We start from the raw sequence: 23,787 nt of genomic DNA, 5'->3' as shown, positions 1-23,787 counted from the left end.
CACCGCTTACATGAGATTCAATAATTGATGCACAGTTTGTGACTCTGCTTTATTTTCAGCTTCGTTCATTAATTCGTTACGAAAGCTAGCCCAGCGTTCAGGATGATCTAAAAGTTTTTTCAACCCTTCGTAAAGTCCCTCTTCTGTAGGTGGCACAATGATTCCTGTCTGTTCATGCCTAATTTGTTCGCTTGCTCCCGTAAAATCTGTTGTGACGATCGGCACGTGAAAACATTTTGCCTCTGAGAGTGTAATGCAATAACCTTCATGTCGCGAAGGTTGTACATACACGTCACAAGCTTTCATATAAGGGTAAGGATTCGTCGTTGCCCCTACTAGGTGAAATGATTCTTCCAATTTAGCTTCACGAATCAGTTGCTCGTAGGTTGCTCGTGCATTGCCTTCTCCTATACAGTACCAGCGAATCGGATAGCCTTCTTTTCGTAGTTTTGCGGTTACAGAGATCGCCATATCTTGTCCTTTTTCTAAGCTTAAGCGCCCCACTGTTACAAGTGTGATCCCTTGAAAATGATCGACAAACACAGACTCCTCCTCACTTGCTTTTAAGAGAGCCGCTTTAGAGATCATATTTGTAAAAACATCGGTACGTTCCTTCACTTGCGGCAATACTCGATTTAATTTGGCTTTCCCTTCTTGTGAAACGATAAATATTTTTTGAAAGAACGGATACCATCTTTTCGCAAAAGAGGGGTTGAATCCGATTTTAGAAATGTCAAAATGAATCCACTGAACCTTGACCTTGGCTTTAACGTGGTTAGCAATATAGTAGGTGATCAATTCCATCGGACCAGCATACGCTACAGCTAAATCATATTCTTCTTGTTCCTTTGGATGGCGTCGCAATAAATGCTTATAAAATAAACTCCGTTCTTTTCTCCACTTACTTATTAGCGCATACATCGCTGTAATACATGCTTGTTTGTATTGCCGTTGTCTCCATTCATTTTTCATATTCGTGATTGGAGCCTCATGCAGGGCTGCAGCTATTTCTTCATAATGATCAACGGTTTTCACTGTAACATGAGCAGGTAAATCAGCTAAAAAACCGCCCTTTTTCTCTAATAGAAGTAATGTAATATCATACGAGTCTTGAGGGATTGCTTCTAATAACGAAAGCAATGCTTTTTCTGTTCCACCAATGTTCATTGTAATCGCCATAAATACTATCTTTTTTTTCTTCATGATGACCTCATTTAATTAATTGATACACTTTCGATAGTTCTTCTATATTCCCTTTTTTCTCGCCTTGTAGGTAGGCTATTATATGTTGGCGAAGCAAGTGATCATCCAGCAATCGCATGATTCCATCGAAAACACCGTCTGCATGCATAGAAACGACAAGACCATTTTTTTCGTGAACCATTTGATTAAACACCGCATCAAATTCCGTCGTCACGACCGGTACATTTAGCATTCGCGCCTCTGCAATGGCGAGACCAAATCCTTCTGAACGAGAGGTTTGAACATAAATATCAGCTTCTTTTATAAATCCATATGGATTGACGTCAACACCAAGTAAAATGAAATGATTCTCTAATTGATAAGCTTGTATTTTCGCCTCAAGTTCAGCTTGTAATGGTCCTTTTCCTAAGGCATACCATCGAAAGTTTACTCCTTGATCTTTCAATCGCTTTGCAACGTCTAAGGCGATATCATATCCTTTACTTTCCGTCAATCGGCCGATTGTAAGCAAACGAATTCCTGTAAAATGATCCTCATAGCCTTGACCGACCTCAGACATTCTTTGTATTAATTCCGGATTATTTATATCGTAAATGACGGTCGTTTTTTCATGAAACATTGGAAACGTTTCATGAAAAATCGCTTGTGCTGAGTCTGATACACATACAATATTTTGAAAGGTTTCATAATAAGGTTCCTGAAAACGCTGATCTACATCTTTTAAATAATAACTAGCATTCACCCAAGCTAGCTTTTTCTTAGCTTTCACTTTATCTGCCACATAAAATGTTGGAATCCCTTGTGCATAACTTATGGCCACATCATACATTTTAGGGTTTTCTTCTATGGAAGATGCCGCACTACTCCAGAAAAGACGAGCCTGCTCAGAACTTGTATATGCTTGTTTACGTATAGAAATGGAGTATTTTAAACGAGCCATTAAATGGTTTAACTTACCCTGTGTTATTCCTTGTTTCACTGCCTCTTTTAACGATAGCTTCGCAAAAGTCATATAAGGCAGCTCCGGCAGGATTGTAACGGAATCAGGAACCATTGATTCCAGAGGCGTACCATGTGCAAAAAGCATAAGATCAACATCATATTTTGTGTAATCTAGTAATGAGAGTAGTGATACTAAGCTTTTTTCTGCACCGGCAATTTCTAGAGAATCAATAACAAATAATAATTGTGGTTTCATGATTACTCTTCATCCTATCTATGCAATTTTTCTTCTGAGATGGTCATTTTATCTATTTACTTTACAACAACGTTCTGTAAAAAAACTTCTTCCATACTAGCAATCACATACGACTGTTCACATTCACTCAAACTAGAACCAGATGGTAAACAAATTCCTGTTTTAAAGAGCTGTTCGCTTACACTGCACGAAGAATCATGCGCATAAAATTCACATGAAGCAAACAATGGTTGTAAATGTAGTGGTTTCCAGACGCGTCTCGCTTCAATATTTTTGCTCTCTAAGCTAGCAATCATCTCGATAACGTTTTCTTCACTTTTTAGCGTTGCAGTGGTTAACCACCGATTGCTACTAGTATTAGGAAGTTCAGGCATAAATGTTATCAATGTCTGTTCTGCAAAAGCTTCTTTATACGTTTGGAAGATTTCTCGTCTTTTCATTACCCGTTGCTCTAATACTGCTAATTGGGCTCGTCCGACACCCGCTAGTAGATTACTCATTCGATAATTATGGCCCATCGTACTATGCTGATAGTAAGGTGCCACATCTCGTGCTTGTGTAGCTAAAAATTTTGCTTGCTCTAGCGCCTCAAGGTTATTGGAAACAAGCATTCCTCCGCCAGATGTGGTAATAATCTTATTACCGTTAAATGAATAAACACCAAAGTCACCCATGGTTCCACTTTTCTTTCCTTTATAGGTCGATCCCAATGACTCTGCTGCATCTTCAATGACAGGAACGTTATAAAAGTTACAAATGGCTACTAATTCATCCATTTTTGCACTTTGACCGTACAAATGAACAATAATAACGGCCTTTGGTAATTTCATTTGTTGTTTAGCTTCTGCAAATGCGCGTTGCAAAGCATCAGGAGACATATTCCATGTTTCTGGTTCAGAATCAATAAATACCGGTGTTGCTCCTTCATACAAAATGGGATTTGCACTTGCCACAAACGTTAAGCTTGAACAAAATACGATATCGCCCGCGGTTACACCGAGTAAGCGTAAGGCTAAATGAATAGCAGCTGTGCCAGAACTTACAGCACTAGCTCCTTTACTTCCTATATAAGAAGCCATTTCTTGTTCAAACGCATCAACATTTGGACCGAGTGGAGCTATCCAATTTGATTCAAAAGCTTCATTAATATACTGTTGTTCTTTTCCGCTCATATGGGGCGGAGATAAAAAAATACGTTCTTTCGTCGCTGAGTTCATGCGCTATTCCTCCATGTTATCTAGTAATCTCGCTGGAACACCTACCGCTGTACATAAAGAAGGAAGATTATGAATAACGGTGGCTCCTGCTCCAATAATGCTCCAAGCACCAATATGTATACCGGGAATAACAATCGCCCCCGCGCCAATGTGAACACCCTCTTCAATAGAAACCGTACCTGTTAGGGTTGCTTGCGGAGAAATATGGGCATAATTAGCAATCACATTGTCATGTTCAATGACGGCTGCTGTATTGATGATCGTATGAGCACCAATGATGGCATCAGCTTGAATAACAACGCTCGCCATGATGACCGTTCCGTAACCAATTTTGGCTGAAGGACTTATAATAGCGGTTGGATGTATAATCGTTGCAAAGCGATTTTCTTTCATCTTTAAATCTATATAAATCCGTTTTCGGATCTGATTGTCACCAACCGCAATTACGAATTTCACATCTTCTGTAAAAGAGCTAGCTGCGGTCATAGGACCGTAAAAGACCCCATCCTGCCATGATGCAGTCGGATATTTTTGATCTAAATAGCCTACAATTTCCAAAGACGGTTGTAAGTCAATCATATCTTTTATGACTTTACTATGACCGCCTTTTCCAATGAGTATAATTTTCATAAAAGCGACCGGTCCTTTGTTAATGGTTCATTGCCTTTAAACGGTTCCATCGTAACATGATTCGCATGGCTAATACCTTCTGGTTTCATGATTTTACGAGCAGTTAGCCATAAAATTTTTAAATCAAGCCGGAGTGATTGATGCCTAACATACCATACATCATAAGCGAATTTTTCTTCCCATGTAATTGCATTTCTTCCATTCACTTGTGCCCAACCTGTAATACCAGGTTTCACCAAATGTCGTTTAGCCTGCTCTTCATTGTATAAAGGTAAATAATCCATTAATAAAGGGCGCGGTCCAACAAGACTTAATTCACCTTTTAAAATATTAAAAAGCTGCGGTAGCTCGTCTAGACTCCATTTGCGTACCCACTGCCCAAATTTAGTGAGGCGTTCATGATCCGCAAGCAGTTGTCCATTAGCATCTCGCTGATCAGTCATCGTTCGAAATTTATAAATATAGAATGGTTTACCAGCCAGTCCAGGTCTTTCTTGTTTGAATAGAACAGGTGTGCCTAACTTGGTTCGAATTAAGATCGTCATAAGAAGGAAAACACCTGAAAATAACGTAATAAAACAAAGCGCAATAATAAAATCAAACATACGTTTCAATAGTAGGCTCTCCTTTCTTTTCAATACCTTTTTAGGAATTGAAATACTTTTTTAAATCACTTTGAGACAATGATGAACAGTTTTTAAGACTCTTATGATCTTTTGGGACATTTCTGTAATTTATTATGTTCATTTCGCTTTCCACGTCCAGTTAAGAAGAGATCAGTTCATATAACTTCTCTACTTCATTACTATTTCCGTAGTTTCGTTGTTTTGTCGTCTCAATGAATTGCCTCACTCTTTTTTGATCGTGTAGCAACGTGGAAATGCCCTTTGCTATTCCTTCTGGTCCCATTTCCGTAATAAAGCCATCCACATTATGTTCCAATTGACTAGCCGCGGTAGGAAAGTTCGTAATGACGACCGGTTTATGTAATATTTGTGCTTCACGTACGGTCACTGCTTTACCTTCATAACGCGATGGCTGTACATACAGATCGCACCCTTTTATATAAGGATAGGGATTGCTTTTTTTTCCCGCTAAAAAGAAGTGATTTTCAAGTCGTAATTCTGAAATTAATGACTGTAATTCTTGCTCTTGGGGACCATACCCCACGACATGCCAATGTATGTTATGTCCTTGATCCACTAAAATTCGGCAGGCACGTATGGCTTCGTCAATTCCCTTAGCATAGGAAAAACGCCCAACGGTTACTAGCGTTGTCGCAGATTTTGAAAAAGCAGGTACTATCTCATCTGCTTGTTCTCTTATAAAAGTGGGCGAGAGTATATTTTCAATCACGTTCATTTTGTTTTGTAAATTCGGAAACTTTTGAAGAAAGGATGTCTCACAGCTCTCGGATACAGCAGCAATGGCATCCATATGTTTCCACATTTTTTCTTCTTTTTTTGTTAAAAGTGTAATATTGCTATAGTCCGTATGAATCCAACCGATTTTTTTCTTAGCCTTTACTTTATGAGCAACAAAATGATGTGGCCATAGGAAACTAATCGCTGCATCATACTCTTTTTCAAGTGACGGAAGCAAGGGAAGGGTCCATTCCCAGCCAAACTGAATAATAGAATAACCAGGTTCTGAACTTTTCACCCATTTACCATGCAGTTCTCCAGCATATTTTGCAGCCAGCCGTGCGGCGGCAATTCCTGCTTGCTTGGTTGCCGCTATTTCTTTAACTGATTGTCTGAAGGTTGCATATTCTTTTCTTTCAGGAAGCAAGGTCGGCCCTTCTGGAAATAAGGACATAAATTCGCCTTCATGCTTAAACAACATAACGTCCACATCATAACGAGTGTAATCAATGCTATTTAATAAGCCTATTAAACTTCGCTCTACCCCACCAATCGCTAAATCAAAGGATGCAATTAAAAGTTGCTGTTTCATTTCTTTGCCTCACTTATTCCGTACAACTTTACCCATTCTTGTACATTTTCTTGAATATTAAATCCGCGATCTGTAATTGCATCGACAACCGTACATTCCGTCGGGCGGTGCTTACGCATTGCAGAGCGAATATGCTCAACCCACGTTGTAACCGGTGCTTGCAAACTTTCATATTGAGTTAATCCAATACCCATATCGGTCGACTGTGGTACTGTATCTGCAAGGACACATGGCGTCCCTGCCCGCTGTGCTTCAATAGCTACAATCCCAAAGCCTTCAAAAAGCGAGGGAAATAGAAATACATCTAGCGCCTTCATAATGGTTGCTATATCTTCTCTTACACCTAAGAAACGCACATGGTCACTCAAGCCAGCTTGTCTGGCCTCTTCTTCAATTTCTTCGCGTAAGGGACCATCTCCGACAAACACACACATCACATTCGGGTCTTGGTGGATCAGTATTTTTAGAATAGGGAGAAGGAAACGTTGATTTTTTGAGGCTGAAAAACGGCCCACATGACCAATCAGCCGTGTGTGTGTTGGTAGCGCAAGCTCGGTATATAGGGCTTCCTTTGCAGCTTCTCGATCAACACGTGTGGTTACAACATCCAGTCCATTATTTAAGATTGTAACTGCTTTATTCGGAAACAAAAAAGCACCTGCTTCTGAACTACAACTACAGTTTTGTGTAGCTCCCCACGAAATCAAGGTTCGTAACCCCTGCAAAATCACCCGTTGTTTTAACCCATCACCATTAGGCCAACTCGTACTATGAGAGTGACTAATACGGCGTGGAATATTTGCAAGTCGAGCGGCCGCTAGCGGAAATCCACTTTGATAATCTGTATGGGCGTGAACAGCACTATACGCGTTCGTTTTCATAAGTGCCTTCAGATTTTTTACATAGGTCACCGGCCCCACACTACCTAAGCTTTTCATGGGGTAAATGTTGCCACCAAGTGCCTTAATTTCCGCATCAAAATCTCCACTACCCTCACCATGTGTTACAAAATCAAATTGGATATGAGAACGGTTAATCGTACGATAAACGTTCATTAATAAAGTTTCAGCGCCCCCACGATCCATTTGACTAACTACATGTAAAACGCGCTTCGGTTGCTTCCATTCATTCATTGGTTTCACTGCCTTAAAAATAGTCACTTAAATATACAATATTCAAGCTTATCACACTTTCAAAATAATAATATACGAGATAACAAATGAGAATTCCGTAATAAAAGAGCTTCTGATCTTTTTTTCGAAATAAAACGATAATCCAAGAAATTAACACAATCTGATACAGGTTAAAGTAAATTGAAAATCTGGCGAATATCCAGTTTTTAGACGAAATTACCATAAACACAAAGCCGACAATGGACATATTCACGAAATAATCACTTTTAGGGAAAACTTCTTTTAAGCGATGCCGGCCTAAATAGGCAATGAGTAATGGAATTCCATTGACGGCAATTCGAATTTTACTTGCACCGCCCTCTTGAAACGTTTGATAATGACCGTATTGAGTATCTTGAATACTAGAAAACAACACGGCAGAAAACTGATCGAACGCAATAACAATTAATACGGAAAAGCCTAGCAGAACAAACGTTGCCTTTGACCACGGTTTCGTACGCACTAGAAAATAAATCGGCAACAAGATCAGCGCACTTTCATGAAAATACGAAGCAATGATAATGACAAGTGCATATTTAATAAATTTGCCATCAATGAGAAATCTTGTTCCTAAAAAAATAATAGCCGCCGCTAAACATTGACGCATACCATTCATGGAAATGAGAAACATCCCACCCGTAATGTAAACAAATAAGCTTAGTTCAAACATTTTTGAATAACGGTATAGAACGACGACAATGAGCGCATTTGTCACTAAAGCAGTCACAAAAATTAATAACTGCGGATCATCAGAAAAAGATTTTAAAATCCGTTGATAAATGCCAAATCCAATATCTTTTTGACTAAAAATATAGTCCCATGTAAAATTGTTCGTTTCATAAATATGTTTATAAAAAAATGTATCGCCAATATTGGAACGTAACCCTGCAACTAGCACTAATGAGAAAGTTGCAAGCAACGCTAAAAATTTATTCGGCCGACTCCACGTTACACTTGCTGTTTGTGACAAAGGTTCTCTAGCGAAGTACCTTGCCGACAGCGCTAACGTAAACACAAACGCAAGGTTCATCCAAAGTACATTCATCTATTTAATTCCTCTCAATCATAAAATATCCTATGCCTGTAAGCTTGTCTTACGTTTTATATACCGTGTTAACAGAAATCCAAATGGCCATGCAAGCACCGTTAATCCTTTAGCTGGTGATTCTTTTAAAAAGTGACGATTTTTACTTAATAAGCTACTAGATACATAATGAATGGCTTGGCGAAACTTAAAAGAAACACCTGCTTGTGGCAATGTCATCAATGCTTTTCGGTAAAAAGCAAATCCTTTTGGATTCTTCTTATATTGTGACAGCATGTTATTTGACGAGCCATCAGGAAGATACTCTACTACGCATAATACTTCATTTAAGAGAAGCAATTCGTACGACTGATCAAGCATAAAATATTTATACGCTAGACCGACATAGCGCTCTTCTTCAAATAAAGGGTAAGGATACTTTTTTGTTAGCTCTGTTCGATACACGAGTTTCTTATCACCGCTTACTCCATGACGATGATATAAGTCAAAAAGCGTTGACGTTTGCTGCTGTTTTGGCAGTTCTGAACCGATGATCCGCCCGTCTGTGAAAGCATCTAAACCAACTAACCCACAAACCTTCTCGTTTCCATGTTGTTTCCAAAAACGTACAATTTTTTCGACAGCATCGTCCGGCATAAAATCATCCGAATCAATGCAAACATTTAATTCTGTCTCAATGTGTGCATAAGCCGTATTATGTGCCCCATGCATGCCCTGGTTTTCTTGCCACATATATTTAATATCGATTACCTTTTCATTCATCCATGAAGCAACGAGCTGTTTCGTTGTATCAGTAGAACCATCATCAATAATTAACCACGTAAAATCTTGACTGCTTTGGCGTTTCAAGCTTTCGTAGCAGTGATGAAGACAATACGCGCGATTATACGATGGTGTAAACACCGTTAACGTTTTCATGGTGTTACCCCCTTAATGCTAAATACATTTGTTCTGCCCACTGAGCTGTTTCAGTTACATCATAGCCTGTATTACGCAACAAGGCTTGGCCCGGTATGCGACGTTGTGTTTGTTCTGAAATAACTTCCAATTGCTCTACCCACACGTCTGTGTGATGAATTGGTAGTTGCGTAACAAGGCCTAATCCTAAATCCACTTCTTTTGTAATCGTATCCGAAATGAGACAAGGAAGAGCTGCTCCTTGCGCTTCAACTAAAGTTACAGGTAAACCTTCGTGAAGCGATGGAAATGCAAACACATCAAATGCTTGCACTAAATTTTCAATATCACTTCGTATTCCTAAAAATTTCACATGTGAAATAATATTTAACTCTTGCGCTTTCTTTTTTAGATCCTCTCGTAACGGCCCATCACCTGCCAACAACAAATAGGCATTTTCATGTTTTTTTGTATAATCAGCAAAAATATCCAGTAAAAAGGAGTGATTTTTTTGGTGAGCAAAACGCCCCACATGACCGATTACGAATGCCGATTCATGAATTTGCAATTCAGTACGAATAGCTTGGCGCCTTATTGCTGAAAATGAAAATTTCTTGCTATCAATGCCATTTTTTAAAATGGTCGCTTGAGGTTGTTGTCTTTTAAATAACCACTGAGCAGCAAGCTCCGAGCAAGCCAGTAGTGTGGTTGCGCTTCCTTTAATATGCGTCCCTGCCCACCACTTATACGCTTTAGCTAAGGCATTCCCTTCACTCTGTGTATTGTGGCTATGCGCAATACGATGCGCAATATTATGTTTTTTTGCAGCACTAAGTACAAAACCGGTCATCTTATCCATGTGTGAATGTACGACTTTATAATAATGATGCTTTTTAAAAAATAAATCTAATGCCTTTTTGTATTGAAAGTGGCCCACATCCGAAATGTAAGGAATGCGATGTATTCGACCTCCAAGTTGTTGAATTTCCGCATCAAACATACCTGGTCGGCTCGTCAAAAAATCAAATTGTACGAGAGAGCGATCGACATTTCGATATAAATTCATAATCATCGTTTCTGCGCCGCCCCTATTCATATTAACGACTACATGAAGAATTCTTATTGGACCACCCATGATTTACTCCTCTTCTCTTCCTTCAATGATTGATAAATCTCTTGTTTTTCAATAAGTACATTTTGCAATGAGAAGGTGTCAATCATTCGTTGTCTTCCTTTGTTACCAAGTTTTCTATGAAGCACTGTATCTTGTACGAGTTGCTCAATATAGTGGGCATAGTGAGAAGGATCATTGTTCGGTACTAACCAACCAGTTTCACCAGGTATAATTAAATCACGATGACCACGATTATCATTCGCTATTACTGGCAATCCACATGCCATTGCTTCCATCACATTAACCGGCAAACCCTCTCGTAAGCTCGATGCTAACGCTAGGTCGCTAATTTGTAAGTATTGCTGAATGTTAGTTTGATAGCCTAAAAAATCAATCATATGACCTACTCCAAGCGATTGTGCAAGTTCTTTACATTCCTGCAGCTTTGGTCCCTCTCCTGCTAAAAGTAATTTTAGATGAGGTAATTTCGTCTGTAATTGAGAGATTACTTTAACAAGTGTCGCTTGACTTTTGTTACTATTAAATTCTGCCGCATAAAACATTAAAAAATCATGATCACCATAGCCTAATTTCCTTTTTTTATCTACTTTTCGAGAGCTCACTATCGGCTGAAATTGTTCGGTGTCAACACCGACCCCATGAATGTAACCAATTGTTTCAGCTCGAAAATGATTCTCTTTAGCACGCGTATAATCTTCTTTATTTATGGTGATTAAATAATCAGTATACCTAGAAAGGTATTTTTCAATTGGATAATATACAACCCAATTGACAAGGGAAGCTCCTTTATAAAAGTGAAAACCGTGCGCTGTATAAAGAACGTTCGTACGGGAATGACGCGCTGCAAAACGCGCGATAACTCCCCCCATTGGAGTATGGCAATCAATGACATCAAAGTCATAGGTTTCAACTAAATTCTTCAGTTCATAATAGGCCCGAACATTAGCAAATGTAAAAGGAGATCGAGTGATCGATATTTGATGGTGCTGACCATCAAATGAAAAATCACCAGCCTCTCCTGTTGCTGTATGGACTTCCCAACCATTATTTTGTAACCACTTCATGAACGGTATGTGAAATTTACGAATGTGCACGTCTACCGTTGCACAAAAAAGTACTTTCTTTGTCATTGACTTCTTTCCAATCCTTTATGTTGTTTCAAAAGCATAGTCATATAAGGTACTAATTCTGCCTTTAACTCAGGGCGCTTTAGCGCAAACTCAATGGTCGTCTTAATAAAGCCTAATTTTTCACCGACATCGTAACGAACACCCTCAAATTCATATGCATAAACAGCTTCTGCCTGACGTAATGTAGCGATGGCATCTGTTAATTGTATTTCCCCACCTGCCCCTGGCGCTTGTTCATATAAAATATCAAAAATCGGCGGTGTTAAAATGTAGCGTCCCATAATTGCTAACGTAGATGGAGCATGTTCTCTAGCTGGCTTTTCTATGAGTTCATTCACTTTATATAGTTGATCACCAATCGGTAATCCGCCTACAATACCATATCGTGAGACGTCATTTTCAGGGACGCACTGAACGCCAAGAACAGAAGCTTGCGTTGTCTCGAATTGCTCGATCATTTGTCTCAAACAAGGAACTTCCGCCTCAACAACGTCATCTCCTAATAAAACAGCAAAAGGCTCATCACCGATAAATTTACGTGCACACCAAATGGCATGACCAAGTCCTCTAGGCTCTTTTTGGCGTATATAATGAATATCTACTGATGCTGACTTTTGTACTTCTTTTAGTAACTCCCATTTCTCTTTTTCATATAAATTTTGCTCTAATTCAAAAGAATGATCGAAGTGATCCTCTATTGCTCGTTTTCCTTTACCAGTAACAATAATAATGTCTTCGATGCCAGATGCCACAGCTTCTTCCACAATATATTGAATGGTCGGTTTATCTACGATTGGAAGCATTTCCTTAGGCATCGCTTTTGTCGCAGGTAAAAACCGAGTCCCTAACCCTGCTGCTGGTATAATCGCTTTTTTTACTTTCATAACATACACCCCTATGCTTAAACAGTAGCAAAATCCGATTGAGGAACTGAAGAAGGATTTGTATAGTGTAATAGTTTCATTCTCAGTTCTTCTTTCGATATACTCGGTAAGTTTTCTATTAGTTGCTCTATATCTTGTAGGTAAAGGGATGCGCTTTTCTTTCCTACATAAATTTTCGGATAAATTTGTTCCTCATGCACTTCATCATTTTTCAATAGTTCCTCAAACAGCTTTTCGCCCGGTCGAATGCCTGTATACTCGATGCCAATGTCTTCAACAGAATTCCCTGATAGTTTAATCACATTTTGTGCTAAATCCGTAATTTTAACCGGCTCACCCATATCAAGAACGAAAATTTCGCCGCCTTGAGCGAGGGCACCTGCTTGAACAACGAGACGAGATGCCTCAGGAATTGTCATAAAGTAGCGAACCATTTCGGGATGTGTAACCGTCACCGGTCCACCTTTTTCAATCTGTTTTTTAAACAGTGGTATCACACTGCCACGGCTGCCTAGTACATTACCAAATCGTACGGCTACGAATCTTGTTTCACTCTTACTATCCATATTCTGAACAATCATTTCAGCGAGCCGTTTCGTTGCGCCCATCACGCTCGTTGGGTTTACAGCCTTATCCGACGAAATCATGACAAACGTTTTTACGCGATGCCAACTTGCAGCTTCGGCGATGTTTCGTGTCCCAATGACATTATTTTTTACAGCTTCCTCTGGATTTCTTTCCATTAACGGCACGTGTTTATGTGCGGCTGCATGATAAATAACATCTGGTTGATGCTTACCAACGACATCAAGCATCTTTTGTTGATCTTGAAGATCTGCAATTTCTGTAACAATTTCGATGGCTTGTGATTGGATTTTTTCTTTCAATTCCATTTCAATGCTATAAATACTGTTTTCTCCATGACCGAGTAATACGAGTTTACGCGGATTAAATAGGGTGATTTGGCGACAAATTTCCGAACCAATCGATCCGCCCGCTCCTGTTACAAGCACTACTTTTCCGCTCACATATTCCGAAATACCTTCCATATCTAAATGGACGGGCTTTCGACCGAGTAAATCTTCTACCTTAATATCACGAAATTGATTAACAGACACTTTCCCGCTCATTAAATCTTCAAGCTTGGGGATAATTTGTGTTTTTGCTTTTGTTTTTGCACATTCATTAAAAACGACATTCAGTTCTTTTCGTTTTAACGAAGGAATAGCGATAATAATATGAGCAGCTCCGTAAATGCTTGTCACTTGTTCAATCGCATTAACACCACCAGCAACTGGAATTCCTAATATATCAAGTCCTTGCTTTCGTTTATCATCATCGATAAAAGCAACTGGAAGCATATCTGCTCCTTTATTTCTTAACAATTGTCGCGCAACCATCGTACCTGCTGCTCCAGCACCAATAATAATCGTCTTTGTTTTGTCTGTTTTTTTAACAATATATGTATCACGGTATACACGCCAACAAAAACGAGAACCACCAATCGCTAAAATGTGAATCAGCCACGTTACGACTAATAAGCGAAAATGAATATCACGTAAGACAACCTGCTGAACAACGGCCGCTCCAATTATAGACAGTGTTACCGATTTTAAGATTACGACTAATTCGCCAACACTCGCATATTCCCACGCTTTTTTATACAACTTAAAAATAATAGAAAAAATATGATGACTAACAACAATTGTGATTGAACTGATGACAATCGGCATTGTAATCACATGAATATCAGCGTCTACAAGAAAACGACTGAAATAAATCGCTGTTAACACAATGAAAGAATCAACAATTAAAAACAAAGAAAGCCTTTGTCGATACGTCAACGCTCTTCTCACTCCTTTCCGTGCTTCTTATGAGCACTCAAAAGACTTTAACTATGAGCTCTTCCTATGAAAAGCTCATACTTAAAGCCTCTTAAGAAAAAGCAAGCACCTTCAGGATCTCTGTCCCGAAGATGCTAATTATAGGGCATCTAACCCAACCTCACACCATACTCTCGACGACAAACGTCTAAGGCCTTCTTCGCCCACAGCATAGCCGAGTGCCTCCATTGATAAAAGGAAGGAGACATCCCTTTTTTACACGTTCGTACTTAATAAAGAACATTATTCTAAAAAAATTATTGGCTAATAATGGCTCCAACAATCGTCGTGTCAGCCATTTCTAGTATTTGTTTTGTCTCAACAATACTTTCACGCGTTGTCGCTCCGTTACTAATAACAAGAATGGCACCGTCACTATGTTGAGCAATCATTTTTGCATCAGCAACTTTAACAGGTGAAGGTGTATCTACTAAAATGACATCATATGCCTTACGCACATCTGCCATAAACGCTTGCATATGTTCAGATCCTAATAGTTCTACAGGGTTTCCAGCTGAAGCTCCACTCGTTACAATATGAAGGTTTTCTACCATAGTCTTTTGAATAACGTCAGCGAGGGAAACATTTTTTCTTAATACTTCTGACATTCCTTTTTTATTATCAAGATTAAATAATGTGTGCAATGAGGAATGTCGTAGGTTTGCATCAATAAGCAATACACGTTCGTTTTGGCGTGCAATTGATACAGCTAAGTTAGCTGCAGTTCCTGACGTTCCTTCTTGATCGCCAGGGGATGTAATTAAAAAGACTTGATCGCCTACATCTTTTAAAAAATGAATACTTGTTCGAATGGCACGATATTGTTCAAAAAGATCTGAGTCTGGTTGAGACAATGCAAGAAGTTCTTTTTGACTGCTCGTGCCGTTTTTATTTTTATTAGAAAGCAATTCTCTCACTCCTTGAATCTTTTAATCTATTTCTGCTTAAACTTCGCAACTTTCCCTAATACAGGAATTCCAAGATCCTCAATTTCTTTTTTCGAACGCACCGTTCCATCTAGTGATTCAAAAAAGAGTCCTATTAGAATTCCGACTGCTAGTCCCCCAAATAACCCAAAATACATATTGCGTTTAAAATTATCATTGATCGGTGCGAAATTTACTTTTGCACTTGATAATAAACGTACGTCCTTAAACTTGTATAGGTTTGGCACTTGTTTTTTAAATACTTTCGCTGTTGTGTTTGCAATTTTCGCAGCTCGTTCTGCATTAGCATCCGTTGCTGTAATACTTACAACTTGTGATTCATTAATGCTTTGAACGACGATTTGACCAGCCAATGCCTCTGGTGTCGTTTTTAGACCCGCTTTTTTAACCACTTTGGTCATTACCGCTGGATCACGAATAATAACTTGTAGCGTCTTCATTCTTTCAGGATCAGCGCCAATAATAATGCGTGCTGATGATTGATACAACGGAGACATCGTAAACTTCGAATACAAAAACGTCCCTAGTAAAAATAACGCTAGGACGGAGACAATGATTACGTAACGCCGTTTCAATACATTAAACCATTCTCTTACATTAATCTCTTTACCTGTTTCCGGCATTATTACCACCTCGCTTGATTTTTGGTTTTGCACGTTATATTCAATATAAAGAACAACAACCATTAAAAAACAGGTACTTATGACACATTTCTACCTTATTCTAGTTCTTTATAATGAACAAGTCAATAAAGCTTTAAGTTTTTTTATCATTAACCCTCACAAATATTCATAATACGTCGAAACTTATTAGATTACTTTGGAGTAGATACTTGCTTTTGCAATAGTTCATGAAACATTCCTGTTTCATCCTGGGCTAATTGTGCATACTTTCCGTTTTGTACAATGCAACCTCGTTCCACAACAATAACTTGATCTGCATGCGTAATCGTCGATAAACGATGGGCAATGACAACAATGGTCATTGAGCCTTTCATTCTTTCAATAGCCTCTTGAATTTTCGCCTCGTTATTAGAATCCAGTGCACTAGTTGCTTCATCCAAAATAAGCAAGGATGGCTTTTTCAGAATAGCACGTGCCAACACGAGCCGCTGTCTCTCTCCTCCTGATAACTTCATCCCTCGATCACCAATCATCGTATCAAGTCCGTCTGGAGAGTTCGCAACAAAAGATGCACATTCTGCAATTTCAAGCGCTTCCCACAACTCTTCTTCCGTCGCGTCTTGCTTTACAATTTTCAAATTATCGCGGATGCTTTCATTAAATAAAAATGGATCTTGGGGAACATAGCTAACGGAGTGCCGTAAATCATACAAAATACCACTTTCTAGGTCACGACCATCCACAAGTACGTGGCCACTTTCCGGTCGATGCAAGCCCGTGAACAAATCAATAAGCGTACTTTTTCCTGCACCAGAAGGACCTACAATCGCTGTCATTTGATTCGCAGGAATCGTAACATTAATATGTCGCAAAGCATATGTTTCCTTTTCGGACAGATAGCGAAAAGATACATCGCTACACGTAATACCTTCTTCAATTGCCAATCGCTTGTTTTCTTGACTATCTTGTTTCTCACTGGCCTCTTCACACTCTAATTCAAGCTGACGAATGAATTGAAAGGCAGGCGCATAGGATGCAAGCTGCTGAATATTAGATTGAATTCCTGTAAAACGGGGCCACAGTCGGGAGAAAATAACAACAACAAGCAATAACTGTGTCGTTTGCCCGTGAAACAATTGGAGTGATAAAAAGATAAAAAGAGCAATGAACACCGTTGAAGATACAGTATAAAAAAACTGCGAATTTGATCTTATTTTTGTATACTCCACTTGTTCTTCAACCATTCGCTCATTTATTTCACGAAGCCAGCGAAGACGATCTTTTTCCAAATGATTCACTTTTATATCTTTCATACCACTTAATTGATCCGTTATTCCCGCTAAGTAATCTTGAGCAATCCGTGAGGATCTTGCACCAAGCGCCTTCGATTTTTTTATAAATTTGCGAGAAAATACAGCAAGAACCGCACCTGAACATAAGACGAATACTGTAATCGTTGGTGCAATCACAAACGCTAATACAATTTGAATTAGCGTAAAGATAACTGCTGTTAATAATTGCATGACTAGACCAACCCCAGCGTTCACCCTCGCTAATTCAACCGTGAGCGCATTTGTTAAGTCTGATTTTCGTTTACTAATGAAAAAACGCCAGCTTGCATGAAGAAGCAAATCATATAAAGACGTTCGTAATTTTTGTATGTATCGATGCTGAAATTTTACCGTGAATACGTTTAACGTTCTCTGTAACACACCTTGCATAACAGCTACGAAAATAAACACACAAAGCGCAATGACTAAAATAACAGTCGGCGATAGACGCTTTAACATCGTAAAACCATCTAACGAAACGAAACGGTACGTAGGGTTATCAATAATACCACTGATTGATAAGATCGGAATCAACAAAAATAAACCAATACCTTCAAGAAAACTAACAACAATCATTCCAAATAAATTTAAATACCATACCTTACCACTAAATTGATATAAACCCTTCATATAATGCATGATTTCTTTCATGATTTCATCTCTCCTAGGAGATCACTTTTCTCCACAAAAATAAGAACGGGCGCAACGGAAAATACAAGAAATGCAGCTGTTTTGGAAGAGGTAACGTTTCTACATCCGTATAAAATGGGTGAACGACGCTTACTACGTACAACAACCGTTGTTCTCGATTCATTATTTGTCGCAAATATACTTTATGATAGGAAGCAATGTCTTCCGGAACGGGCTCTTGATGTAAATTCACACGTCGTTCTAAGTAAAACACCGTTGCTTGTGCAAGAAAAAAAGCACGCTTGCTCTGACAGAGCTGTTTTAATGGTGAAGGAAGTGGCGTGTTGAATATTTTTTCACATAATAATAACGCTTGTCCTGCCAAATCTTCAAAACTGTACTTTTTTAATAAAGCCGTCGCCTCATCCCATTGAAACCCTTGTCTAACGAGACGATCGATATCGTGTAACCAACGAAGGCGTGACCAGCCGTGTCTTGCTCCGTGCGTAATAAGAAATAAAAATAAATCTTCACGACTCAATACATGTAATTCTCCAGATGAGTTGGATAACGTTCGTTTGCGCTGCCATAACGCTTCAAAAGTCGGTTCCTTCCCTGGACCTGGGTTTAATCGCCAATGCACCTCTACCTTCACTTGGCGGTCAGGATGTAAATACGTAAAATGATGGTGTCGCCACTTCCAATCATTCAAGACGGATTGGATATATTCATCTTTTACATAGCCTTGTTCTTCCAATAAATGTTCCACCTTGACTAAATCTCGCAGTGAAACCATAACATCTAAATCTGATGAGGAGCGCAGTGACATATCGCCATATAAATCTATTCCTAAAACAGGCCCCTTTAACGAAAGCACACGAATGTTGTGCTCGTCAAAAAGCGCCTGTATACGACTCATTTCTGCACTTAAAGCAAGCATACGAAATACATTTTTTTGATAATGCTTATTTAATGTGGCCTGTATTTCGTCTGGAATCCCTTTGAATTGAATCGCTCGAAGTTGACTATATACGACCGGAAATAAACGATGATGAAGCGTCATCGTTAACCACAGCTTCCAATCTTCAATTGAATGAAGCACCTCTCCAACCTGACAACGATCATCAAGTACTTGTGTTATACTGAACACTTCTTTTGGCACTTGTGAAACATCGAGCCTTTCGATTTGAATCATAACTTCTCCTCTATCTTTCGTTTGCAAATTTGGAGACGACCGTAAATTTCTTCATCTCGTCGCCACCGGTAAGAATAAAGTTTCCACTGCGTAACCAAGCATGCGCAATAAGCTGACCATCCTCATCTTTCGCAGTCCCTAAATATAGGGTACTTTCAATTCCTCTTCGTTTTAACATTTTTGTACCAGCGATTGCTCGAACGAGACACTTCGTATTCCACGGTGCCCATCTATTAACGATATGAAGGCTTGAGGCAATCGTTTCAAGTGTTGGAATAATCGTTGCAGTAGGCTGACCGAGCATCGTTTCACGTGATTGTGTACCAAGTGATGGTGCTACTTTTGCAAAAGGACGGAGTAATAACAAGCGCGACCACCCAACATAAAATAACGTTTCAACTAAAATCCACACATGCCTTTTATTTAATGCTGCTACTTTCTTTCTCATAGCCATAATCTCCTGCGTTATAACACACGGATTAAGTTTTCATTTTGCAAGTTAGTAATGAAAGCAAGAACTTCTTGCTCACATACAGAACGCTCTACCGCATATTCTTCCATGACTTCTGTAATGATTTGTTCAATACTTTTCGGTTCACTCATTAATTCCCAAAGAAGACCGCCCGTTTCTCCTAAATTATAATACTTGCCTTTTTCAATGCTTAACAATACTTTTTCGCCTGCCATGTCACTTACTGCATAGCCTGCTTCTTGCATCACTTTTACATCTATTGCTAGTGTCATAATGTCACTTCCTCTTTTTTTACTAGTGTCTCTACAAGTACCGAAACCATTTCGTATGCTGTAAACCGGCCTTTCGTTCGATAGATTCGATAACAATCAAGATTATGGGTTAACGCAGTTGCCGTTGATAAATGCCATTGAATAAGATCCATTTTTCCTAACAATGACTGACGAAACGTATGGCGATAGATCATTTGTAGTTTTTCAAGCTTTGAAACGTCCTCCATCACAACGCCCTCATCATCCATTTGAAACAACTCAATAATGCCGCCTAGCGGAAGTGGTTCATTATAAAAAGCATGTCCTAACGGTACTGCAAATTTATTTTCTCTCTCAAATAACGGGTCATACGAAGCTTCCATGCCAAGTTGTGTTAAGCTTTCTTTCCACAATTTTTGTTGTGGATAAGAAGGAAGTACATACGGCACCTGCCCGTGATACATCGTAATTGGAACGATGTCATCACTTAGCAAGGGATAACCTTTCGAAATAAAAGCACTCGCTAGCGTTGATTTACCAGCACCTGAATGTCCAACAAAAACATACGCTTTTCCATCAATTGCTATGGCACTTCCGTGTAGCGATAACGTTTGCCGTTGCATGAGAATTACGCCCATACACGTGCCTAACACATATAACCGCATTTTATCTTCCATATACTGTTGCACAGGGGAAATCTCAATTCTTTCTCCCTTTTCAATGCGAAAAATCGCCGTATCAGGTACATTAAACATCACTGTTTGTCCTTTTACCGCAAACTTGCCCGGTTGTCCTTCAATCTTGTCCCAAGCACTTTGTAAATCTGTAAACGTAACGTTTACATCCACTTCAGTAGCATCAGACAATTTCTGTAGTTCTTGCAGTTCTAGATCACTTTCTATCGTTAAACCAAATGCATAATAACTCTTTGTCACCTTCGTCACTCCGAATTGTTTAAGGTTTTTGTAAAAAAGCCCTCATACTATAACAGTATAAGGGCTTTTTCCATCCAACATGTTCTTAGCTGTAGTGTACCGTTTCGTCTTCATCCGGTTGCACTGCGTCAGCGATTCTGAGACCAGGTCCAGCCATTGTCATGTTTACATCAAGTACTTCTAATACTGGTGTGTTCCACTCTTTTTTCATACTGTCACCCCCTTTCAAGCCATTTTTTTCAAGAAACGATGTACGATGATAAAGCGCATAACTAAAGGAAAATCAAAATTGAAAATATATTCACCCTTTGGTCCTTCACTTATCGTCTCTAGCGCACCTTTGACTGTTTCATAATCAAAAAATGCTTTTGTTGCCGGATCTTCAAGCAGCATTCTTGCTTCCTGAATAAAAGCTTGCCAGTCACCCGCTTTTACCATCCGATGAATGCCATCCGTTCCTTGAACGCCCCGCTTTGTCATATTTAAGCGAATGTCATCCGGCAAATATCCCTTCATCGCTCGACGTATGAGCGCACGATTGTATCCATCTTTTACGAATTGATCTTCCGGCACAGAATAACAAAATTTCACTACTCGTAAATCATTCGTCGGATCCCGATCAACTAAACCGTATCGCAGCGATAACTTCGCTCCATACGTCCCAGTTGTATTCCAATAAAACAGCTTTTCAAATTGATGTTTTCTCACTTCATAAGGCGTGCGAATGATTGTCCCAGTAGGATCTACATCGTGCGCTGTTAGTTTCTCAAGGACGTTCATCTCTTCTGCAAAATGTGGTGCGATTAGCTGCGGAAGTGATTGCACCGCATTCGGGTGCATAAAGCTATTTAATTTCGGAAACACCTTCGAGCGAACACGCTTGAAAATTTTCTTTTTGGGTGCACCAACGAGGTTACTATGTGCGTTTAATTCTTTATTTAGCGTTAAAAAGCGAAAGTTGCGCACTAAGCTTCCATAGTAATCTAGCAGCGGTCCCCATGAAACGGTCCAATTGCCACGCTGTCCGTTTAATAAAACCCCTATGCCTTCTGCTGCTGCTTGCTCATAGATCCCTTTTAGCCAAAAGCCATTTTCAAAAAACTTAAACGGCATTTCCATGACGTCAAGCCAATCATCGATATCATTGTACGGATTTCTTTCTGGGTACGAGCAATAGCGATCATCAATATTACCAGCATGAGCAACGGTTGATTGAATGAAAGGTCGTTCATCAGCTACACGGCTAACGTGTGTCCAATCTTGAAAATCATCCACCGGAACATAGCTATATGTATGAAGCACTTTATTTTCTTTACGCAATTCATGCGCTGCCAATGAGGCGACCGATCCTGAATCCAAGCCACCACTTAAATGCGCGCCCACTTTTTTTCGTGTCCGCATACGTGATGTAACGGCTTTTTGAAAGACATCAAGAAAGGCTTCTTCATATGCTTCATCAGAAGATAAACGCAACGCTTCTTTTTCTATAACACAATATTGACGAAGCTTTACGTTGCCGTTCTTCACAACGATACTATGAGAAGGCGGCAGTTGAAAGACATCGGAATAGGGAGTCGAACGTCCATCTACCGCATCAAATTTCCACGGATTCCCAAGAAATTCAGCAAGCCACGGCTCGTGCAATTTGGAAGGAACAAGCTCACTTTCAATAAGCGGCTTGATGACCGTACAAAAGGCAAACCACGCATTCGTGACCGAATAATACAGCGTACGTGCACCTGAAAAGTCGCGGGCGCCAAATAATTGTTGCTCTCGTTCATCCCAGATCATGAAAGCAAAGTCGCCGACTAAATAGTTCGGGCAGTCCTCTCCCCACTTTTTATACGCAGAAAGAATTAACTGACTATCTGTCATGTGTCGTTGTTCTTGAATAGGCACTTGTAGTGAAGCGAACAATTCATCGCGATTATCAATAATTGCATCTGCCGTAATGACGACATTTCGCTCACGCTCCCAGTAGGGCAGCTCTTCTCCAACCGCTTCTTCTGTTAACCATTGTAAATGACAGCCGAAAAACCAATTTTCACTTTGTTTGCTTTGCACGTGATCCGCCGGATACCGTTGCAACGATTTCATTAGGCGTTGTCCGTATTCTATATGAATGGGCGCTCCATCTAATCGAAGCATTCCAGCGATTGCACTCATGTCTCTCCAACACTCTTTCGTTTGTTCTCTATTAAGAACCATTATGTAAAAAAAAGATGGCTACTAACCTCAAAATTAAAAATCTATATTCGTAGCTTCTGCAATTTTTATGTCCGTTCGTTTTAAAGAACATTTAAGTTAACTTAAAATTACCACCTAAGGAATCTGTTGTCAACCTCATTCTTAAAAATTTTCAAGATTAATATTTTTATTATTTAATTATAATGGTCATTTTCTCTTGCATGACGCACCTTTTCGCTCATCTACATTTTTTCTAACATGAGGGCTCATATACATTTCTCTTATTTCGTATAAAAAAAAGACGCATTAGCGCCCTAACATCTTCCTCTCTTTTCTTAGGAAAAAAACACAGTTACCGCAAAAATGGAAGCTAAAAAGCCAACAAGGTCTGCTAACAGTCCTACTTTTAGGGCATAGCCCATTTTTCGAATACCAACAGCTCCGAAGTAAACCGTTAACACGTAAAACGTCGTATCTGTACTACCTTGAATGGTAGAAGCAAGTCGACCAATAAAGGAATCCGGTCCATAAGATGCAATAAGATCAGACGTCATGCCTAAGGCACCACTCCCAGAAATGGTTCGCATTAAGCCAAGGGGAACGACCTCGGCAGGAATGTGAAACCATTCAAAGACCGGTTTACCCACACTAATGATCGCATCCATTGCGCCCGAAGCCCGAAACACAGAAATAGCGACAAGCATACCTACTAAGTAAGGAATCATGGAAACAGCGAGCGAAAACCCCTCTTTTCCTCCTTCTACAAACGATTCATAGGTCGGGACTTTTTTCACAGTACCATAGACTAGGATTCCGCCAATTAGTAATGGAATAAACCAAACGGAAAACGTGTTCATGATGGTCAC

23 protein-coding genes are annotated in these 23,787 nt (G+C 39.4%); all 23 read right to left on the bottom strand.

Annotation, left to right across the window (positions count from 1 at the left end):
* Positions 1-6 precede the first annotated feature (6 nt).
* Positions 7-1,203 (bottom strand): glycosyltransferase, encoded by a 1,197-nt coding sequence (locus A374_RS03170; RefSeq protein WP_007200735.1) that lies wholly within the window; start codon positions 1,201-1,203, stop codon positions 7-9.
* A gap of 7 nt (positions 1,204-1,210) precedes the next feature.
* Positions 1,211-2,401: a glycosyltransferase gene (locus tag A374_RS03165; RefSeq protein WP_007200734.1), complete on the bottom strand. Its 1,191-nt coding sequence runs from the start codon at positions 2,399-2,401 to the stop codon at positions 1,211-1,213.
* Between the two features lie 56 nt (positions 2,402-2,457).
* Positions 2,458-3,618 carry a DegT/DnrJ/EryC1/StrS family aminotransferase gene (locus A374_RS03160; RefSeq protein WP_007200733.1) on the bottom strand — a complete coding sequence of 387 codons (1,161 nt, stop codon included), beginning with the start codon at positions 3,616-3,618 and terminating at the stop codon, positions 2,458-2,460.
* Between the two features lie 3 nt (positions 3,619-3,621).
* On the bottom strand, positions 3,622-4,248 hold the full coding sequence (locus A374_RS03155; RefSeq protein ID WP_007200732.1) for an acetyltransferase: 627 nt from the start codon (positions 4,246-4,248) through the stop codon (positions 3,622-3,624).
* A complete protein-coding gene (locus A374_RS03150; RefSeq protein ID WP_007200731.1) occupies positions 4,245-4,862 on the bottom strand; it encodes a sugar transferase in 618 nt (205 codons plus the stop codon). The genes A374_RS03155 and A374_RS03150 overlap by 4 nt, the downstream gene beginning before the upstream one ends.
* 151 nt (positions 4,863-5,013) lie before the next feature.
* Positions 5,014-6,204 (bottom strand): glycosyltransferase, encoded by a 1,191-nt coding sequence (locus A374_RS03145; RefSeq protein ID WP_007200730.1) that lies wholly within the window; start codon positions 6,202-6,204, stop codon positions 5,014-5,016.
* Positions 6,201-7,337 carry a glycosyltransferase family 1 protein gene (locus A374_RS03140; RefSeq protein ID WP_007200729.1) on the bottom strand — a complete coding sequence of 379 codons (1,137 nt, stop codon included), beginning with the start codon at positions 7,335-7,337 and terminating at the stop codon, positions 6,201-6,203. Before A374_RS03140 ends, A374_RS03145 begins: the two co-directional genes overlap by 4 nt.
* 13 nt (positions 7,338-7,350) lie before the next feature.
* Positions 7,351-8,421, bottom strand: coding sequence for an EpsG family protein (locus tag A374_RS03135; RefSeq protein WP_007200728.1), 1,071 nt, complete (start codon positions 8,419-8,421; stop codon positions 7,351-7,353).
* Positions 8,422-8,451: 30 nt separating this feature from the next.
* Positions 8,452-9,339: a glycosyltransferase family 2 protein gene (locus A374_RS03130; protein WP_007200727.1), complete on the bottom strand. Its 888-nt coding sequence runs from the start codon at positions 9,337-9,339 to the stop codon at positions 8,452-8,454.
* 4 nt (positions 9,340-9,343) lie between these two features.
* Positions 9,344-10,453 carry a glycosyltransferase family 1 protein gene (locus A374_RS03125; RefSeq protein WP_007200726.1) on the bottom strand — a complete coding sequence of 370 codons (1,110 nt, stop codon included), beginning with the start codon at positions 10,451-10,453 and terminating at the stop codon, positions 9,344-9,346.
* A complete protein-coding gene (locus A374_RS03120; RefSeq protein ID WP_007200725.1) occupies positions 10,438-11,583 on the bottom strand; it encodes a glycosyltransferase family 4 protein in 1,146 nt (381 codons plus the stop codon). Before A374_RS03120 ends, A374_RS03125 begins: the two co-directional genes overlap by 16 nt.
* Positions 11,580-12,467, bottom strand: coding sequence for a UTP--glucose-1-phosphate uridylyltransferase GalU (gene galU / locus A374_RS03115; protein ID WP_007200724.1), 888 nt, complete (start codon positions 12,465-12,467; stop codon positions 11,580-11,582). Before galU ends, A374_RS03120 begins: the two co-directional genes overlap by 4 nt.
* A 17-nt stretch (positions 12,468-12,484) precedes the next feature.
* Positions 12,485-14,311 carry a polysaccharide biosynthesis protein gene (locus A374_RS03110; RefSeq protein ID WP_007200723.1) on the bottom strand — a complete coding sequence of 609 codons (1,827 nt, stop codon included), beginning with the start codon at positions 14,309-14,311 and terminating at the stop codon, positions 12,485-12,487.
* 296 nt (positions 14,312-14,607) lie between these two features.
* Positions 14,608-15,258, bottom strand: a complete 651-nt coding sequence (locus tag A374_RS03105) for a CpsD/CapB family tyrosine-protein kinase (RefSeq protein WP_007200722.1) — start codon at positions 15,256-15,258, stop codon at positions 14,608-14,610.
* A gap of 26 nt (positions 15,259-15,284) precedes the next feature.
* Positions 15,285-15,920: a YveK family protein gene (locus A374_RS03100; protein ID WP_007200721.1), complete on the bottom strand. Its 636-nt coding sequence runs from the start codon at positions 15,918-15,920 to the stop codon at positions 15,285-15,287.
* A 191-nt stretch (positions 15,921-16,111) separates the two neighbouring features.
* On the bottom strand, positions 16,112-17,902 hold the full coding sequence (locus tag A374_RS03095; RefSeq protein ID WP_007200720.1) for an ABC transporter ATP-binding protein: 1,791 nt from the start codon (positions 17,900-17,902) through the stop codon (positions 16,112-16,114).
* Positions 17,903-17,915: 13 nt separating this feature from the next.
* Positions 17,916-19,076, bottom strand: coding sequence for a nucleotidyltransferase domain-containing protein (locus A374_RS03090; protein ID WP_007200719.1), 1,161 nt, complete (start codon positions 19,074-19,076; stop codon positions 17,916-17,918).
* A 10-nt stretch (positions 19,077-19,086) separates the two neighbouring features.
* On the bottom strand, positions 19,087-19,524 hold the full coding sequence (locus tag A374_RS03085; RefSeq protein ID WP_007200718.1) for a lasso peptide biosynthesis B2 protein: 438 nt from the start codon (positions 19,522-19,524) through the stop codon (positions 19,087-19,089).
* Between the two features lie 17 nt (positions 19,525-19,541).
* Positions 19,542-19,820, bottom strand: coding sequence for a lasso peptide biosynthesis PqqD family chaperone (locus A374_RS03080; RefSeq protein ID WP_007200717.1), 279 nt, complete (start codon positions 19,818-19,820; stop codon positions 19,542-19,544).
* Positions 19,817-20,734 (bottom strand): phosphoenolpyruvate carboxykinase (ATP), encoded by a 918-nt coding sequence (locus tag A374_RS03075; protein ID WP_007200716.1) that lies wholly within the window; start codon positions 20,732-20,734, stop codon positions 19,817-19,819. The genes A374_RS03080 and A374_RS03075 overlap by 4 nt, the downstream gene beginning before the upstream one ends.
* An 85-nt stretch (positions 20,735-20,819) precedes the next feature.
* Positions 20,820-20,945, bottom strand: coding sequence for a paeninodin family lasso peptide (locus A374_RS20455; protein ID WP_007200715.1), 126 nt, complete (start codon positions 20,943-20,945; stop codon positions 20,820-20,822).
* 14 nt (positions 20,946-20,959) lie between these two features.
* Positions 20,960-22,900 carry an asparagine synthase-related protein gene (locus tag A374_RS03065; protein WP_007200714.1) on the bottom strand — a complete coding sequence of 647 codons (1,941 nt, stop codon included), beginning with the start codon at positions 22,898-22,900 and terminating at the stop codon, positions 20,960-20,962.
* Between the two features lie 356 nt (positions 22,901-23,256).
* Complete coding sequence (locus A374_RS03060) at positions 23,257-23,787, bottom strand: spore maturation protein (protein ID WP_007200713.1); 531 nt, start codon at positions 23,785-23,787, stop codon at positions 23,257-23,259.

Source organism: Fictibacillus macauensis ZFHKF-1, assembly GCF_000269865.1.
GTDB classification, from domain to species: Bacteria; Bacillota; Bacilli; order Bacillales; family Fictibacillaceae; genus Fictibacillus_C; species Fictibacillus_C macauensis.
Note: the sequence above shows the minus strand (reverse complement) of the source record. Positions and strands in the feature narration are given on the sequence as shown.

Bases quoted from the DNA above. Each gene is read 5' to 3' on its own strand.
- A374_RS03080 (WP_007200717.1), bottom strand. From the start codon at position 19,820: ATGACACTAGCAATAGATGTAAAAGTGATGCAAGAAGCAGGCTATGCA.
- A374_RS03145 (WP_007200730.1), bottom strand. From the start codon at position 6,204: ATGAAACAGCAACTTTTAATTGCATCCTTTGATTTAGCGATTGGTGGG.
- A374_RS03065 (WP_007200714.1), bottom strand. From the start codon at position 22,900: ATGAGTGCAATCGCTGGAATGCTTCGATTAGATGGAGCGCCCATTCAT.
- A374_RS03125 (WP_007200726.1), bottom strand. From the start codon at position 10,453: ATGGGTGGTCCAATAAGAATTCTTCATGTAGTCGTTAATATGAATAGG.
- A374_RS03120 (WP_007200725.1), bottom strand. From the start codon at position 11,583: ATGACAAAGAAAGTACTTTTTTGTGCAACGGTAGACGTGCACATTCGT.
- A374_RS03155 (WP_007200732.1), bottom strand. From the start codon at position 4,248: ATGAAAATTATACTCATTGGAAAAGGCGGTCATAGTAAAGTCATAAAA.
- A374_RS20455 (WP_007200715.1), bottom strand. From the start codon at position 20,945: ATGAAAAAAGAGTGGAACACACCAGTATTAGAAGTACTTGATGTAAAC.
- A374_RS03165 (WP_007200734.1), bottom strand. From the start codon at position 2,401: ATGAAACCACAATTATTATTTGTTATTGATTCTCTAGAAATTGCCGGT.
- A374_RS03090 (WP_007200719.1), bottom strand. From the start codon at position 19,076: ATGATTCAAATCGAAAGGCTCGATGTTTCACAAGTGCCAAAAGAAGTG.
- A374_RS03095 (WP_007200720.1), bottom strand. From the start codon at position 17,902: ATGAAAGAAATCATGCATTATATGAAGGGTTTATATCAATTTAGTGGT.
- A374_RS03130 (WP_007200727.1), bottom strand. From the start codon at position 9,339: ATGAAAACGTTAACGGTGTTTACACCATCGTATAATCGCGCGTATTGT.
- A374_RS03140 (WP_007200729.1), bottom strand. From the start codon at position 7,337: ATGAATGAATGGAAGCAACCGAAGCGCGTTTTACATGTAGTTAGTCAA.
- galU (WP_007200724.1), bottom strand. From the start codon at position 12,467: ATGAAAGTAAAAAAAGCGATTATACCAGCAGCAGGGTTAGGGACTCGG.
- A374_RS03135 (WP_007200728.1), bottom strand. From the start codon at position 8,421: ATGAATGTACTTTGGATGAACCTTGCGTTTGTGTTTACGTTAGCGCTG.
- A374_RS03170 (WP_007200735.1), bottom strand. From the start codon at position 1,203: ATGAAGAAAAAAAAGATAGTATTTATGGCGATTACAATGAACATTGGT.
- A374_RS03100 (WP_007200721.1), bottom strand. From the start codon at position 15,920: ATGCCGGAAACAGGTAAAGAGATTAATGTAAGAGAATGGTTTAATGTA.
- A374_RS03085 (WP_007200718.1), bottom strand. From the start codon at position 19,524: ATGAGAAAGAAAGTAGCAGCATTAAATAAAAGGCATGTGTGGATTTTA.
- A374_RS03160 (WP_007200733.1), bottom strand. From the start codon at position 3,618: ATGAACTCAGCGACGAAAGAACGTATTTTTTTATCTCCGCCCCATATG.